The organism is Xanthomonas sp. LF06-19 (genome assembly GCF_034105425.1).
GTDB lineage: Bacteria > Pseudomonadota > Gammaproteobacteria > Xanthomonadales > Xanthomonadaceae > Xanthomonas_A > Xanthomonas_A sontii.
The window spans coordinates 273,757-289,328 of sequence record NZ_JAXGGH010000008.1 but is presented as its reverse complement, the minus strand read 5'-3'; the positions used below and the strand labels follow the sequence as shown (position 1 = coordinate 289,328).

Here is a 15,572-nt window from a genome sequence, read left to right as displayed (position 1 = left end):
GCGGCGCGGTGGCCGTGGATGTGCTGCGGTTGGCGTGCGACGCGAGAGACGCCAAGGCCCCTGGCGCCGTTCCATGGCCCGCTGGTCGCCGGGGCGGCGTGGCGTCGCCGGTTGCCGTGGCCGCGGGCGACTGCGCATACTTCCGGCGATCAATGGCGCGTTGGACGCCCTGGAGCAAGGATGATCGATCGACTGCGACGCCTGTTGTCCCGCACCTCGCCACGCGGGGCCGATACCACCCACGAGGCTGCAGCGCCGGAGCCCGCGCCCGAGGCGCAGCCGCGCCATGCACTGCAGCAGCTCTTGCTGCAGGTGCTGCAGCGCGAGGGGCATGCGGCGACCCTGCACGACGAGGTGGTCGTGCTCGGCAACGGCCTGCAACTGCTCACCGAATTGGTGGATCTGGCCGAGCTGCGCAAGGGCGTGCGCACGGCCAGCTGCATTCGCGTGCATCACCGCAGCCTGTTCCCCGACGGGATCGTCGAGTTCCAGCATTCCATCGGCGAGGACACCGACGCGAGCCTGGCTTCGGGCTTCACAACCTGGGCGCGCACCGATCTGGTGGCGCTGTCGGAGGCGGTGGCCGCGCCGGCCGATGCGCGCTGCATGACGTTGCAGATGGAGTTCCCCGCCTCGGCCACGACCGAGTCGGCGCTGCGGCGCACGGTGGTGCTGGGGCCGGTGGCGCACATGAATGGCGACGCCGCGCGGGCCGCGGCGGGCGAGGACACCGAACACGCGTTCTGCCCGTGCTGCCTGTTCACCAACAGCCTGGACGCCTTGATGCCGTTGCTGCAGCGGGATCAGCGCATGCTCGGCATCCGCCTGTTCGCCTCGCGCGACGCCGACGGCGAGGTGGCGGCCGATTGCCGGGTCAACGGCGAGGACTTTCCCGACGGCGTGGCCTGCCTGCGCCGTTACGCCGAGACCTGGCCGGCGCTGGGCGCTATGGAATTCCGCAAGCAGTACGCGGTGGTGCGCCTGCCGGAGCCGGTGGCACCGGACACCGCGCACTGACGCGTCATCGTGCGCTGCCCAAGCGCGCGCCCAGTGTTGGGTAGTGGCGGCCTACGAGGCCGCAGCGGCATCCGCCGGCGCGCTGGGCAGCGCCGACGCCACGATGCCGTGCAACTGCGCAGCCAGCGCCTTGCGGTCGCTGCCCGGCGCCACAGCGATCGGCGCGTGGAAGGTCACCCTGACCACCGCACCGGACAGGCGCAGGAAGTGCGCGACGTGCGCACCGGCCTGCATCTCGCCGTAGAAAGCGTAGGCATCGCGATCGCCGCCTTGCGCGATGGGGTGCCCGTCGACGCTGCGCACGTCCAGCGTGAACGGCTGCAGCGTCCAGCACCGCGCGTTGGGGTCGGCACTGAGGAACAGCGAGAACAGGCTGGACTTGAACGGCGCCACCCGCTCGCCGGAGGAGGTGGTGCCCTCGGCGAACAGCACCACGTCGTGATCCGGGCGAAGTTGCGCCGCCACGGCGGCGGCCACCGCGGCCGCATCCTGGCGGCGCCGGCTGATGAACACGGTCTGCGCCAGCGCGCCGATGTGGCGCATGCCCGGCCAGCGTTCCATATCGTTCTTGGCGATGAAGCGCGCGCGCAGCAGGCTGCCCAGCACCACGATGTCGAAGTGGGAGATGTGGTTGCCGACGAACAGCGTCCCGCCCGCGTCGCGCGGCGTGCCCACCACCTCGACGCGAATGCCCAACGCGCGCCGCAGGCAGCCGAACCACAGCCGCGGCAGCACGAACGCGGCGCGGCCGCGGGTGAAGCGCATCAGCAGCCACTGCGGGGGGATCAGCAGCACGCTGGCCGCGATGCAGACGGCGAGTCGGACGATGGCGCGCACGCGGCCAGTCGGGGCGTCTGCAGCATGTCGAGGCGAAGCGGAAGGCATCGGGATCGCAGGTGAGGACACGGTCGGCACGCGCGGCGGCGCGCCCGCGGCGATGGTAGCCGAGGCGTGTGTACTTCAGCATCCACGGGTGACCTGCTTGCGGTCCGGCGTGCTGTTTGCTCCGCGCGTCGCGGCTGAAGCCGCTCCCACAGGAACCGGCGAGGTGCTGGCTGGGGGCACTGTGGGAGTGACTTCAGTCCCGACTGCTTCCAGGGACGGATGGCTGGCCTGCTTCGTTCGTCGCGGCTGGAGCCGCTCCTGCGAGTCAACCGCGCTCACCGAGCCATGGCAAGTGACTAGCGGTGCGCCGATGCCGCGCTTGCAGAGTCTGCTGGGGTCGCCGGCTCAGCGCGCGCTGTCGCCTGTGTGCAGTCCGCACGCTGTGAGATGGCGAACGACGTCAGCGTCCAGTCATGCATGGATGCTTCCTCAACGCCGTAGATCCACGATTGGCGCAGGCCGTCGATGCAGCTGGCGATGGCGATGCTGTCGCCGGGCGCGCCTTGGTCGGGCAGCGGCAGCGCTACCGGCGCCTGGGTCGGCACGCCGTGCAGCGCACGTGCGTAGGTCAGCATCAGCGGGCCGAGTCGCTCCAGGTTCTGGGCCCGCGCCGGGCCGGCGTCCGATGGCCGATGCTGCGCCAGCCAATCGCGCACCTGGCGCCATTCGGGCGTGCCCGCGGCGTAGGTGTTGGTACTGGACACGCGCAGGCTGTCCGGCACGTCCGGCGCGGCGTAAGCCGCCAGCGGCAGCAGGGCGAGCAGCAGCGCGCCCATGCGCCATCGGGCGTGCCGGGGGCGCGTCTGCCCGTTTTCGAACGCCTCATCGCTGCGCTTGCGCATCCGCCCGCTCCCTGCTGGTTGCCGATGGCGCGACGATAGCACCATCGGTGGCCATGCCTGCCCGCGTGGCCCGGGCGTGTCGCCGGCCGCGCTCGCGCTCAGCGTTTGCCCGGGCGATCGGCCAATGAGGCCTGCAGCGCGGTCGCCAATGCCGCGTCGCCGCTGACCAGCGCACTCCAGCGCAAGTCCAGGCCCTTGCGACGACCTTTCTCGGTGAGCTCAGGCCGTCCGGATCCACGGTCAGGGTGTAGTGCACGCCGTCGATCTCCAGTGCGCGGCGCAAGGGTTTGTCGAGCGGGGTCATGCGGCGGTTCCCGTTTTCACGATGCGACGAGGGTAGCGGGGCCAAGGTGATGGCAGATTCTGCAGGCGCGCCGGATGAAGACGCTCAAGATCGCCACCTACAACGTCAACGGCATCCGCAGCCGCTTGCCGCAGCTGCTGCAGTGGCTGCAGCGCGAGGCGCCGGACATCGTCGGGCTGCAGGAGCTCAAGAGCGTGGATGCCGGCTTTCCGCTGGCCGAGCTGCATGCCGCCGGCTACGGCGCGGTGTGGATGGGGCAGTCGAGCTGGAACGGCGTGGCGCTGCTGGCCAGGGGTTGCGATCCGGTCGAGAGCCGGCGCGGCCTGCCCGGCGATCCGCGCGACACCCAGAGCCGCTACATCGAGGCGATGGCGCACGGCGTGCTGGTCGGCTGTCTGTACCTGCCCAACGGCAATCCGCGCCCGGGTCCGAAGTTCGACTACAAGCTGGACTGGTTCGCGCGGCTGCAGCGGCATGCGCAGCACCTGGTGGCGCTGCCGCATCCGGTCGCCTTGATCGGCGACTTCAACGTGGTGCCCACCGATGCGGACATCTACAACCCGGCCTCATGGCGGCGCGATGCGCTGCTGCAACCGGAAAGCCGCCAGGCCTATGCCGAACTGCTGGCGCAGGGCTGGACCGACAGTCTGCGCCAGGTGCACGGCGAGCGCCGCGTGTACACGTTCTGGGATTATTTCCGCCAGCACTGGCAGCGCGATGCCGGGCTGCGCATCGACCACCTGCTGCTGAATCCACCGCTGGCCGCGCGCCTGCGCGATGCTGGCGTGGACCGCTGGGTGCGCGACCTGCCGCATGCCAGCGACCATGCGCCGACCTGGGTCGTGCTGGGCGCGGCGCCGGCCCGCGGTGCAGCTGCGTCGCGGGCGAAGCCGAAGCGCGGTGACGCGGGCGCTGAAGGAAACACGAAGGGCGCCAAGGCGACGAAGACCACACGCACCTCCGCATCTGGCGCGACGTCGTTGGCGGAGAAGGCGGCAGCGCGAACCAAGGACAAGGCGACGGCCAGGACCAAGGCGAAGTCGACGACGCCAGCGCCGGCAACAAAAAAGAAAGGCGCAACAAAAACGGCAACCGCCAAGACGCCGAAAGCGCGCAAGCCGCGCGCTGCCACTACGGTGCCGCCGACGCCCTCGCGCGGTGGCAAACGCCGCAAACCACCCCTTCTCCCACCGGGAGAAGGTGGCGCGTAGCGCCGGATGAGGGTGCGGCAGAATCGGAAAGACGCAGTTTCCCGCTATGCCGTCGGGCGGTGTGACCGACGCGGCGGCACGTCTTCCCTTACTTCAACATCTCGGTAAACGCGCGATCGGCCTCGATCACGTCCGGCAGCGCGGCGAACAACGCGTCCAGATCCACGTCGTCCAGCAACGGGCCGGTCACCGCCTGCCGCGCCTGGTCGTTGGCGCCGCCGTGGCGCTCCAGCGCGTCGGCGACCAGCGCGGCCTGGGCGACGACCTTCGGCATCGGCTCGCCTTCCGGGGCCTGCAGCGGCCGCGCCTGGAAGGCGATGGCGGTCTGGATCACCTGCGGCAGGTGCCAGCGCCGCGCCAGCTCGGCGCCCACTTCCGGGTAGCCGAAGCCCAGTTGCACGGTCTCGTCGGCAGCGCGGCCGCTGGAGGAGGCGTCAGGGTGCAGTTGTGCGGCGTAGTCGGGCGCGCCGGTCTGGATCAGCAGTTCGCCGATGTTGTGCATCATGCCGCAGGTGAACGCGGTCTCCGCGTCCAGGCCCTTCTGCCGCGCCAGCAGCCGGCACACGCCGGCCACTTCGAAGCTGTGCAGCCAGAACGCGCGCAGGTCGAAATGCGCCGGGGCATGGAACGCGCCGGTCACCGAGGAGGCCAGCACCAGGGTGCGCAAGGTGTTGAAGCCCAGGCGCAGCGCCGCGTCTTCCACCGTGGTGGAGTCGCGCGCGCCGCGGAAGCGCGCCGAATTGGCCAGCCGCAGCACCTTGGCCGCGATCACCGGGTCCCGCTCGATGTTGCGCGCCACCGCGTCCAGGCTGGTGCCCGGCGCATCGAACTGCAGGATCAGGTCCTGCGCCACCTGGGGAATGGTCGGCAGGGTGTGCAACTGGTCGAACAGCGCCTCTAGCTTCATGGGGACCCTCGGAACGAAACGGGAGGCGGCAGGACCGGAAGCCGGCCGCGCCGCCACGGTGGCGGAATGCGCGCATCCTACCGATTCGCGATGGCCGGCGTGTGGAAGACCGGTCCCGCGGCGACGGCCGCGCCCTGGTGCAGCCAAGGACGCGGCTCAGCCGGCGCCGCGCACGCGCAGGGTCAGGCCCTTGAGGAAGTTGCGTAGCAACTGGTCGCCGCACAGGCGGAAATTCTTGTGCTCCGGCTGCCGGAACAGCGCCGACAGTTCCGGCTTGGACACCGGGAAACCGGCGGCGTCGAAGATCTGGTGCATGTCCACGTCCTTGAGCTGGAACGCCACGCGCAGCTTCTTCAGCACCACGTTGTTGGTGATGCGCGCTTCCACCGGGCGCGGCGGCAGGCTCTCGTCGCGGCCGCGGTAGTGGAACACCAGCCCGTCCAGCACATGCGCCAGCACCGCGTCGCTGCATTCGACGAAGCCGTCTTCGTCCTCCTTCTTCAGCCACGCCGGGATCTGCGCCTTGTCGATCGGAAATGCGGGATCGGCGAGGTGCGCCAGATCGACGATCTTCTGGTCGCTCAGGTCGAGCATGTAGCGGATGGAGCGCAGGATGTCGTTGTTGAGCATGGCGGGTGTGGGAGTGCGGGAGGCCCGGCGAGGGGCGCTAGTCTAGGCGCTGGCCCGCATCGGCGCGTAGACCGCGCAGGCCCGGGCCATGGCTGCGGTTCACCGAGGGTGTGCACGCGGCGCGGTTGCATCCGCGGGCGCATGCGCCATCATCGGCGCATGGACCATTCGATTCCCAAGCCGAGCGCGGTGTCCGCGCTGAATCCGCGCCAGGAGCAACTGGTGGCGCTGGTGCGCCAGCAGGGCTATGCCGAGGTGGAAGGGCTGGCGGCGCGCTTCGAGGTGACGCCGCAGACCATCCGTCGCGACCTGACCCTGCTGTGCGAGGCCGGCGTGCTGCGCCGCTACCACGGTGGGGTGAGCCTGCCGTCCAGCGTGGAGAACCTGGCCTACACGGCGCGCAAGTCGCTGCAGGCGCAGGAGAAGCGGCGCATCGCCACGCTGCTGGCGCAGCACATACCCGACGACGCCTCGCTGTTCATCAACATCGGCACCACCAACGAGGACGTGGCGCGCGCGCTGATGGGCCACAGCGGCCTGCGCGTGATCACCAACAACCTCAACGTCGCGGTGATGATGAGCGCCAACCCCAGCTTCGAGGTGATGGTGGCCGGCGGGCGCGTGCGCGGCCGCGACCAGGGCGTCACCGGCGAGGCGACCATCGAGCTGATCCGCCAGTTCAAGGTGGACTTCGGCGTGATCGGCATTTCCGGCATCGATCCGGACGGCACCCTGCTGGACTTCGACTTCCACGAAGTGCGGGTGGCGCAGGCGATCATCGAGCACTCGCGGCAGGTGTTCCTGGCTGCCGACCACAGCAAGCTCGGCCGCAACGCCATGGTCCGGCTGGGGCCGATCGGGCGGGTGCACGCCTGGTTCACCGATCGCGCGCCGCCGGCCGAGCTGGCCGCGGTGCTGGAGGCGGCCGGCACCCGCGTGTTCGTCGCCGAGGGCGATGCGGCCGACCGGGGCGCGCCGGCGCTGGATGCGGCCGCGGACTGAGCGAGACCGGCCTTGCCGCCGCCGGGGTGGCCACAGGGCGTGTGTTCGGATTGTTTCGTTAATGTTGCGTGATGTGGCGCGGTCATCGCGCCGCAGCGGCCCCGCGCGCCCGCCCGGCTGTCTCTGAGCTAAGCCGCTGGCGGGTTACGGCCGGTTTGCAGGATGCCGTCGACGCCACGCTGCAGTGCAGCGTGATATGTTCGGAAATGTTCGTTTACGATCTTTTCGTCCTCAGTTCTGCGCTCGGCCACTGTTGCCGGGCCGGACACGACACTTCCGGAGTCGGCTATGCGTGAGACCTACGATGTGCTGGTGGTCGGTGGCGGCATCAACGGCGTGGGCATCGCCCGCGACGCGGTGGGCCGCGGATTGTCGGTGTGCCTGTGCGAGCGCGACGACCTGGCCGCGCATACCTCCAGCGCCAGCACCAAGCTGATCCACGGTGGCCTGCGCTACCTGGAGCAGTACGAGTTCGCCCTGGTCGGCAAGGCCCTGGCCGAGCGCGAGGTGCTGCTGCGGCTGGCTCCGCACATCATCTGGCCGCTGCGCTTCCTGCTGCCGCACCAGCCGCACCTGCGCCCGGCGTGGATGATCCGCACCGGCCTGTTCCTGTACGACCACCTGGGCCGCGGCCGCCGCACCCTGCCGGGCTCGCGGCGCCTGGCGCTGCGCACGCACCCGGTGGGCGCGCCGCTGCTCGAGGAGTTCCGCACCGGTTTCGTCTATTCCGACGCCTGGGTGCAGGACGCGCGGCTGGTGGTGCTCAATGCGATGGACGCCGCCCAGCGCGGCGCGCGCATCCTCACCCGCACCCGCTGTGTCGGCGCGCGCCGCGTCGATGGTGTGTGGCAGGTGCAACTGCAGCACGCCGACGGCCGCCGCGAGGAACTGCGCGCGCGGTCGCTGGTCAACGCCGCCGGGCCGTGGGCGGTGCAGTTCCTGGACGAGGTGGCGCACGTCGGCCACGACCACGCGCTGCGCCTGGTCAAGGGCAGCCACATCGTGGTGCCGCGGCTGTTCGAACACGACCATGCCTACATCTTCCAGCAGCCGGACCGGCGCATCGTCTTCGCCATTCCCTACGAGCAGGACTACACCCTGATCGGCACCACCGACGTCGACTACCACGCCGACCCGGCCGCACCGCGCATCGACGGCGAGGAGACGCGTTATCTGTGCGAGGCGGCCAACCGCTACTTCCGCAAGCAGATCGCCCCGGACGACGTGGTGTGGAGCTACAGCGGCGTGCGCCCGCTGCTCGACGACGAGGAGGACAACGCTGCCGAGGTCACCCGCGACTACCTGCTGGAACTGGACACGCGCGATGGTGCGGCCCTGCTCAATGTGTTCGGCGGCAAGCTCACCACCTACCGCAAGCTCGCCGAGGAGGCGGTGGACCGGCTGACCGCGCATGCCGGGCGCAAGGCGCCGGCCTGGACCGCGCACGGTGCGCCGCTGCCGGGCGGCGAGCGCAACGACATCGCCACGCTGGCGCGCGAGTTGCGCGCGGCGCGGCCGTGGCTGGCCGAGGCCACCGCGCAGCGGCTGGCGCGCAACTACGGTACCCGCGCGGACACACTGCTGGGCGATGCCGCCTCGCTGCACGACCTGGGCCAGCACTTCGGCGCCGACCTGTACCAGGCCGAGGTCGACTACCTGCGCGAGCACGAATGGGTGGTGGAGGCCGAGGACTTGCTGTGGCGGCGCAGCAAGCTCGGCCTGCGCGTGGACCCCGCCGGCCGCCAGCGTCTGGTCGCCTACCTGCAACAGGCGCCGGCCACGCTGGCCGCGGCACCGGCATGATCTAAACGCTGCCGTCGGCCCCGTTCGGGCCGCGGCGGCGCGTGCACAATCGCGCTGCGCCCGGCACCCGCCGCGGCGCACGAACCTGGACGCAACCGTGGAGGGTGGCAGGCATGGGTGGATCGACAGCGGCAACGACGGCAGGCCGGGAGGCATGGGCATGAGCCGGCAACTGGTGGGTGAACTGATTTCCGAAGCGATCGCGATGCTGATCATCATCGCCTTCGGCTGCTCGGTGGCATGCATGTACGTGCTCTACGACCCCAGCCCGTACCAGCACGCCTACTGGGGCGTGTGCATCGCCTGGGGCCTGGCGGTGACCATCGCCATCTACGTCACCGGCTCGGTGTCCGGCACCCACGCCAATCCGGCGGTGACCCTGGCGCTGGCGCTGTACCGCGGCTTCCCCTTGCCCAAGGTGCTGCCGTACTGGGTGGCGCAGGTGATCGGTGCGTTTCTCGGCGCGTGGATCGTCTACCTGCTGTTCGCGCCGGTGATCGACCACTACAACCAGGCCCAGCATCTCACCCGCGCCGGCGGCGGCGCGGCCGGGGTGTTCTTCACCGCGCCGGGCCTGGCGATCACGCCGATGCACGCGCTGCGCGACCAGGTGATCCTGACCGCGTTCCTGATCTTCGGCATCTTCGCCATCACCGAGCGCTACAACGAGGCCGCTCCCACCGCCAACTCCGGTGCGCTGATCATCGGCCTGCTGGTTGCCACCATCGGCGCCTCGATGGGCTATCTGGAAGCCTGGGCGATCAATCCGGCCCGCGACTTCGGCCCGCGCCTGTTCGCCTACGTCGCCGGCTGGGGCTCCTCGGCGCTGCCGTCGGCCGACAACTACTGGTGGATCCCGATCGTCGGCCCGCTGATCGGCGGCGTGATCGGCGGTGCCGCCTACCAGTGGCTGATCTATCCGTTCCTGCCGGCGCGGGTGAAAGCGCTGGAAGAAGAACAGGCCACTGCGCGCCGCGGCTAGCGCACCGGCAGCGCGTTCGTTTCCGCGCGCGGCGTGCGCGCCTCCCTAATTCCCCGTTGGCGCCGCGCCCGTGCGCGCGGCGTGCATCCTGCAGGAGTCTCCGATGGAAAAGCAGTTCATCCTGGCCATCGACCAGGGCACCACCAGCTCGCGCGCGATCCTGTTCGACCGCCAGGGCCGCATCGTCGGCATGGCGCAGCGCGAGTTCTCGCAGATCTTCCCGCAGCCGGGCTGGGTCGAGCACAACCCGCGCGAGATCATGACCAGCGTCTACACCACGATCACCGAGCTGCTCAACAACCACCAGGTGGACGCCAGCGCCATCGCCGGCATCGGCATCACCAACCAGCGCGAGACCGCGGTGGTGTGGGATCGTGCCACCGGCCAGCCGATCTATAACGCCATCGTCTGGCAGTCGCGGCAGACCAAGGACATCTGCGACCAGCTCAAGGCCGACGGCCACGAGGACATGGTGCGGGCCAAGACCGGCCTGCTGATCGATGCGTACTTCTCCGGCACCAAGGTCAAGTGGATCCTCGACCACGTCGACGGCGCGCGCGAACGCGCGCAGCGCGGCGAACTGGCTTTCGGCACCATCGACAGCTGGCTGATCTGGAACCTCACCGGCGGCAAGGTCCACGTCACCGACTACACCAACGCCTCGCGCACGCTGCTGTACAACATCCACGAGCTGCGCTGGGACGAGGAACTGCTGCAACTGCTCGACATCCCCGCCTCGATGCTGCCGGAGGTGCGCTCGTCCAGCGAGATCTACGGCAACACCCAGGGCCAGTATTTCTACGGCCATGCGGTGCCCATCGCCGGCATCGCCGGCGACCAGCAGGCGGCGCTGTTCGGCCAGGCCTGCTTCGAACCGGGCATGGCCAAGAACACCTACGGCACCGGTTGTTTCATGCTGATGAACACCGGCGAGAAGGCGGTGGCGTCGAAGAACGGCCTGCTCACCACCATCGCCTGGGGCGTGGATGGCAAGGTCGAGTACGCGCTGGAAGGCGCGATCTTCGTCGCCGGTTCGGTGGTGCAGTGGCTGCGCGACGGCCTGCGCATGCTCGGCAAGGCCAGCGACTCGCAGGCCTACGCCGAGCGTGCCGGCGACAACGACGGCGTGTACTTCGTGCCGGCCTTCGTCGGCCTGGGCGCGCCGTACTGGCGCAGCGACATCCGTGGCGCGGTGTTCGGTCTGACCCGCGGTACGACCAAGGAACATTTCATTCGCGCGGCGATCGAATCGATGGCGTACCAGACCCGCGACGTGCTGACCGCGATGCAGGTCGACTCGGGCATCGAACTGAAGGAACTGCGCGCCGATGGCGGCGCCATCGCCAACGACTTCATGGCGCAGTTTCAGAGCGACATCCTGGACGTGCCGGTGCTGCGTCCGGAGGTGGCCGAGACCACCGCGCTGGGCGCGGCCTACCTGGCCGGCCTGGCCACCGGCTTCTGGAAGAACCGCGCCGAGATCGCGCAACAATGGGCGGTTGACCGGCGCTTCGAGCCGGACATGCCGGCCGAGCGCCGCGAAGCCCTGTACGCCGGCTGGCAGCAGGCGGTGGAGGCGACGATGGGGTTCCGGATTCGTTGAGGCGGTCGCGCAGTGCAGTCGGGGCTGCGGCTGCTCCTTTGCATTTGCCGGCCGAGGCGTTGTTCGTCGCTGCGACTGCCGAAGGCGGCAGTCGCCAGCCGCCGCACCGAACCTGGTGGGCGTCAGCGGTGATGCCGCCGCGACACGCGAAACCTAAAGCCGACGGATACCTTCCGTCGTCGGGACTGAAGTCCCTCCCACAAGGGTGCCTTTCCAACAAGGGTGTCCTGCCCCTTCCCTGTGCGAGGCGACTGCCGAAGGCGGCAGTCGCCAGCCGCCGCACCGAACCTGGTGGGCGTCAGCGGTGATGCCGCTGCGACACGCGAAACCGAAAGCCGACGGACACCTTCCGTCGTCGGGACTGAAGTCCCTCCCGCAAGGGCGCCTTTCCCACAAGGTGTCCTGCCCCTTCCCTGTGGGAGCGGCTTCCGCCGCGCCGGGCGCTCTCGCGAAAGGCCGCTCGCCGTCGTTCAAACGCGGCTGCGGCCGAGTCTGCGCGCACTCCCGGCAACGGCGAAGGATTCAGACGTACTGCGTCGGCCCACGCGGACCCGGCACCGGGGCGTCGACGTCGCCGACCGGGTCCTGGATCGGCGGGATGGTCGGATCGGTCGGCTGGTCGGGGATCGGATCGATCGGGCGGTCCGGGGTCGGATCCACGCCCGGATTCGGCACCTGGCCCGGCACCTCGTTCGGTGGCTGCTGCGGGTCCTGGCCAGGATTTGGGGATTGCATGTGCATGAGCCTCTCCGTGCGATGGCGTTCCAGCGTGCGCGCCATGGCAGCGCGTGCGGGTGAAGCGCATGCCAAGGACGGATGAAAGGCGGGCCGATGCGTGCGCCTTGCCATCGCGATTGGCGCGCCCGCCGCTGGCGCCGACTCCAGCGCTCCGGCATGCTGGCGCCGCATGCACCGCTACGACCTGGTCATCTTCGATTTCGACGGCACCCTGGCCGACTCGTTTCCCTGGTTCCTGGCGACCATCAACGGCGTCGCCGACGAATTCGGCTTCCACCGCTTCGACGTGGCGCGGCTGGACGAAATCCGCAGCCTGAGCGCGCGCGAGCTGATGGCGCGCAGCGGCCTGCGCTGGTGGCGGGTGCCGGCGGTGGCGCAACGCATGCGCACGCTGATGAGCGCGCAGATCGAGCGCATCGCGCTGTTCGACGGCGTCGCCGAACTGCTCGCGCAGTTGGCGCAGGCCGGCGTGCAGCTGGCCCTGGTCACGTCCAACAGCCGCGCCAACGTCGCGCGGGTGCTCGGCCCCGCGCTGCTCGCGCAGTTTCGCGACGTGCGCTGCGGCGCGGCGGTACTGGGCAAGCGCCGCAAGTTGCGCGCCAGCCTGCGTGCCTGCGGCGTTCCCGCCGCGCGGGCGCTGTGCATGGGCGACGAGATCCGCGATGCCGAGGCCGCGCGCCAGGCCGGCGTCGCGTTTGCCGGCGTGGCCTGGGGCTACACCTTGCCGGCGGCCTTGCAGCCGCACACGCCGCTGCCGTTGCTGCAGCGGCCGGACGCGCTGCGCGCGCTGGTGCTTGGTCCTGATGACCGCACGCAGCCGCCTGCGCTGCAGGCCGATGCGTGCGGTGCCTGCGCGGCCATGGGTCGCGACGCATGATGTGGCTGCCCGACGCGATTTCCTGGGCAGCGCCGCGCTGCTGATCGGCGCGTTGTATCGCATGGGCGCAGCCAGGTGACGGACCTGCTGGAGGCTTCGTTCCGCGAGCAGGCGTTTCCGGGCGAGCACGGGCCGTTGCGTGGCAGCGACCTGACCGTGGTCAGGCGATCCAGGCAGACCATCGAAAGCAGCGACGGCCACGTGTATTCGATCGCACCGGGTGCCGCGCTGCAGACCGCCGATGCGTTCTGGTACTGCGTCGGGCCGGGACCGAGCGGGTTCCTGGCCATTCCGGTGGTGACGTCCGGCTTCGGCGAGGCGCAGGTGCGTTGGATCGTGCGGCCGATGACCGAGGGGCGCATGCGCGTGGCGCTGCAGTTCGACCGCAAGGCGACCCGCCTGGCCTTCGGCACGCGGCCGGCTGCGCGCTGAGTCCGCCGACCCGAGCGAGGCAGCCAGGCGCGCAGGGCGCGAAGGAACCTGTCGATCGCGTCCTCGCGCCATCCCACTGTCCTCAGCGTGCCAGGGGCATGCGCCGCCACCGACGCTTCGGAATCCAGCGGCGCACCGAGTGCCATCGGGCGGACGTCGGCCCCGCCATGCGCGGGCTGGCTCGGCCGAACGCCGAGCGGAATTGCTGCGCTGCAGGTTGATTGTTCACTTGTGATTGCTATATTCATATGCGAACAGTCGCCGTGCCTTCGCCATCCCGGGCGTGCATGCTGCGGCCTTCCTTCATCGCGCCCGACCCCGGGCAGAGGCGTGCCATGCGTGACCCCAGCCACTTCCGTCCCTCGCGCGTCCGTGGGCGATCCGTTGTGGCCGTCGTTCCGGATGTGCGCGCATGGCGCTGAGCGCTGTCGCCGCCGACGCCGCCCTGGCGCCGCGCGCGCTGGGCCGCAGTGGCGTGCAGCTATCCACCCTGGGCTTCGGCGCGGCGCCGATCGGCAATCTGTACGCCGAGGTGGACGATGCGGTGGCGCTGGCCGCGGTGGCCGATGCTTATGCCGCCGGCATCCGCCATTTCGACACCGCGCCGTACTACGGCTACGGGCTGAGCGAGCAACGCCTGGGGCAGGGCCTGCGCGGGCTGCCGCGCGCCAGCTACACGCTCTCGACCAAGGTCGGCCGCTGCGTCTACGACGATGCCGCGGCCGCGCCGGGGCGCGATGGCTTCGCCGTGGCCGGGCGCCGAGCCGAGTTCGACTACAGCCGCGACGGCGTGCTGCGTGCCTTCGAGAGCAGCCTGCAGCGGCTCGGCACCGATTACATCGATGTGCTGCTGCTGCACGACATCGGCCGCCTGACCCACGGCGAGCGCCATCCGGCGATGCTGCGACAGGCGCTGGACGAAGCGCTGCCGACGATGGCCGCGCTGAAGGCGCAGGGCGCGTGCCGGGCGATCGGCATCGGCGTCAACGAGGAAGACGTGGCGGTGGAACTGATGCCGCTGTTTCCGCTCGACTGCGTGATGCTGGCCGGCCGCTACACCCTGCTCGAACAGCACGCCGCGCAGCGGATCATGGCGCAGGCGCTGCAGCGGCAGGTCGGCATCCTGGTGGCCGGGCCGTACAGTTCCGGCCTGCTGAGCGACGCGCGCGGGCCGGGCGACACCTACAACTACGCGCCGGTGGATCCGGCCACGCTGCAGCACGCGCAGCGCTTGTTCGCGGCCTGCGCCGCGCACGGCGTGGACGTGGGCGCGGCAGCGCTGCAGTTCCCGCTCGCCCATCCGGCGGTGAGTGCGGTGGTCGCCGGCATGCGCACGCCGGCGGAAGTGGCCAGCGCCGCCACGCGCCTGCGCGCGGCGATTCCCACGGCGCTGTGGCAACAGTTGCGCGACGACGGCCTGCTGCGCGCGCCGGTGCCGACGCCGTGACCATCATCGACGCCCATGTGCATTTCTGGCGCCTGGCGCGTGGCGACTATGCCTGGCTGACCCCGGACCTGGGCGTGCTGTACCGCGACTACCTGCCCGAGGACCTGGCCGCGACGCTCGACGCGCAGGACGTGACCGCGCTGGTGGCGGTGCAGGCGGCGCAGAGCGAGGCGGAAACGCGCTACCTGCTGCAACTGGCGCGTGCCGAGCCGCGCATCGTCGGCGTGGTCGGCTGGGTCGATTTCGAGGCCGCTGACGTTGCCGCGCGCATCGCCGCGCTGTGCGCCGACGGCGCCGGCCTGCTCAAGGGGCTGCGGCCGATGGTGCAGGACCTGGCCGATCCGCAGTGGTTGGCGCGGCCGCAGCTGGATGCGGCGTTCGACGCGCTGCTGCAGCACGATCTGGCCTTCGATGCGCTGGTGCGTCCGCTGCACCTGCCGGCGCTGCTGGCACGGCTGCAGCGTCACCCTCACTTGCGCGTGGTGCTGGACCACGCCGCCAAGCCGTCCATCGGCGGGGCCGATTTCCAGGCCTGGGCCGATGGCCTGGCGCACCTGGCGCAGCACCCCAACGTGGTGTGCAAGCTGTCCGGCCTGCTCACCGAACTGCCGGCCGGCGCCGCCATCGACGATCCTGCGCTTGCCCCCTACGTGGCGCACCTGTTCGCCTGCTTCGGCGCGCAGCGGCTGCTGTGGGGCAGCGACTGGCCGGTGCTGACCCAGCGTGCCGACTACGCCGCGTGGATGGCGCTGGCGCAGGCCTGGGTCGCGCAGCACGCCGTCGATGACGCCGAGGCGGTGTTCGCCGGCACTGCGCGGCGCGTCTATCGCCTGTCCGATCCGATTGCTTCCTCCCCCACCTGGAGTCCCGCCCCATGACCACGTTCGCGTCC

The 15,572-nt window shown here is 70.4% G+C and carries 15 protein-coding genes and 1 pseudogene; 10 read left to right on the top strand and 6 right to left on the bottom strand.

All coding sequences use genetic code 11. The features are described 5' to 3' along the window. Nucleotides 1-180: 180 nt before the first annotated feature. Nucleotides 181-1,017, top strand: coding sequence for a DUF6348 family protein (locus SLW55_RS16900; RefSeq protein WP_320745442.1), 837 nt, complete (start codon nucleotides 181-183; stop codon nucleotides 1,015-1,017). Between the two features lie 51 nt (nucleotides 1,018-1,068). Here the strand turns inward: SLW55_RS16900 and SLW55_RS16895 are convergent, their stop codons facing one another. The 3 genes and pseudogenes from SLW55_RS16895 to SLW55_RS16885 form a co-directional block, all read right to left on the bottom strand. After that, complete coding sequence (locus SLW55_RS16895) at nucleotides 1,069-1,854, bottom strand: lysophospholipid acyltransferase family protein (RefSeq protein ID WP_295930049.1); 786 nt, start codon at nucleotides 1,852-1,854, stop codon at nucleotides 1,069-1,071. A gap of 344 nt (nucleotides 1,855-2,198) precedes the next feature. Beyond that, a complete protein-coding gene (locus tag SLW55_RS16890; protein WP_267102775.1) occupies nucleotides 2,199-2,744 on the bottom strand; it encodes a hypothetical protein in 546 nt (181 codons plus the stop codon). Nucleotides 2,745-2,842: 98 nt separating this feature from the next. Further along, nucleotides 2,843-3,048, bottom strand: a pseudogene (locus tag SLW55_RS16885) (hypothetical protein). A 74-nt stretch (nucleotides 3,049-3,122) separates the two neighbouring features. Here SLW55_RS16885 and SLW55_RS16880 point away from each other — a divergent pair. Further along, nucleotides 3,123-4,259 carry an exodeoxyribonuclease III gene (locus tag SLW55_RS16880; RefSeq protein WP_320745441.1) on the top strand — a complete coding sequence of 379 codons (1,137 nt, stop codon included), beginning with the start codon at nucleotides 3,123-3,125 and terminating at the stop codon, nucleotides 4,257-4,259. Between the two features lie 88 nt (nucleotides 4,260-4,347). On the opposite strand, the gene SLW55_RS16875 is transcribed toward SLW55_RS16880, so the two are convergent. Both SLW55_RS16875 and SLW55_RS16870 read right to left on the bottom strand, forming a co-directional pair. Continuing rightward, nucleotides 4,348-5,166 (bottom strand): HDOD domain-containing protein, encoded by an 819-nt coding sequence (locus tag SLW55_RS16875; protein ID WP_017907477.1) that lies wholly within the window; start codon nucleotides 5,164-5,166, stop codon nucleotides 4,348-4,350. Nucleotides 5,167-5,322: 156 nt separating this feature from the next. After that, nucleotides 5,323-5,796 (bottom strand): DUF1456 family protein, encoded by a 474-nt coding sequence (locus SLW55_RS16870; protein WP_017913175.1) that lies wholly within the window; start codon nucleotides 5,794-5,796, stop codon nucleotides 5,323-5,325. 141 nt (nucleotides 5,797-5,937) lie between these two features. Here SLW55_RS16870 and SLW55_RS16865 point away from each other — a divergent pair, with 141 nt between their 5' ends. The 4 genes from SLW55_RS16865 to glpK all read left to right on the top strand — a co-directional run bounded on the left by SLW55_RS16865 (nucleotide 5,938) and on the right by glpK (nucleotide 11,186). Then, a complete protein-coding gene (locus SLW55_RS16865; protein ID WP_318526822.1) occupies nucleotides 5,938-6,798 on the top strand; it encodes a DeoR family transcriptional regulator in 861 nt (286 codons plus the stop codon). 288 nt (nucleotides 6,799-7,086) lie between these two features. Then, nucleotides 7,087-8,601, top strand: coding sequence for a glycerol-3-phosphate dehydrogenase (glpD, locus tag SLW55_RS16860; RefSeq protein WP_152238672.1), 1,515 nt, complete (start codon nucleotides 7,087-7,089; stop codon nucleotides 8,599-8,601). 160 nt (nucleotides 8,602-8,761) lie between these two features. Next, nucleotides 8,762-9,583 (top strand): MIP/aquaporin family protein, encoded by an 822-nt coding sequence (locus SLW55_RS16855; RefSeq protein WP_320745440.1) that lies wholly within the window; start codon nucleotides 8,762-8,764, stop codon nucleotides 9,581-9,583. A 103-nt stretch (nucleotides 9,584-9,686) separates the two neighbouring features. Continuing rightward, entirely contained in the window at nucleotides 9,687-11,186 is a 1,500-nt protein-coding gene (gene glpK, locus SLW55_RS16850; RefSeq protein WP_153753140.1) for a glycerol kinase GlpK, read from the top strand. A 522-nt stretch (nucleotides 11,187-11,708) separates the two neighbouring features. On the opposite strand, the gene SLW55_RS16845 is transcribed toward glpK, so the two are convergent. Then, nucleotides 11,709-11,927 carry a hypothetical protein gene (locus SLW55_RS16845; protein ID WP_026144744.1) on the bottom strand — a complete coding sequence of 73 codons (219 nt, stop codon included), beginning with the start codon at nucleotides 11,925-11,927 and terminating at the stop codon, nucleotides 11,709-11,711. A gap of 166 nt (nucleotides 11,928-12,093) precedes the next feature. Between SLW55_RS16845 and SLW55_RS16840 the strand changes: the two genes are divergently transcribed. The 4 genes from SLW55_RS16840 to SLW55_RS16825 all read left to right on the top strand — a co-directional run bounded on the left by SLW55_RS16840 (nucleotide 12,094) and on the right by SLW55_RS16825 (nucleotide 15,558). After that, on the top strand, nucleotides 12,094-12,801 hold the full coding sequence (locus tag SLW55_RS16840) for an HAD hydrolase-like protein (RefSeq protein WP_320745438.1): 708 nt from the start codon (nucleotides 12,094-12,096) through the stop codon (nucleotides 12,799-12,801). A 75-nt stretch (nucleotides 12,802-12,876) separates the two neighbouring features. Beyond that, complete coding sequence (locus tag SLW55_RS16835) at nucleotides 12,877-13,233, top strand: hypothetical protein (protein WP_295966327.1); 357 nt, start codon at nucleotides 12,877-12,879, stop codon at nucleotides 13,231-13,233. 412 nt (nucleotides 13,234-13,645) lie between these two features. Then, nucleotides 13,646-14,680, top strand: a complete 1,035-nt coding sequence (locus tag SLW55_RS16830) for an aldo/keto reductase (RefSeq protein WP_320745437.1) — start codon at nucleotides 13,646-13,648, stop codon at nucleotides 14,678-14,680. Then, a complete protein-coding gene (locus SLW55_RS16825; RefSeq protein ID WP_152238677.1) occupies nucleotides 14,677-15,558 on the top strand; it encodes an amidohydrolase family protein in 882 nt (293 codons plus the stop codon). Before SLW55_RS16830 ends, SLW55_RS16825 begins: the two co-directional genes overlap by 4 nt. Nucleotides 15,559-15,572 lie beyond the last annotated feature (14 nt).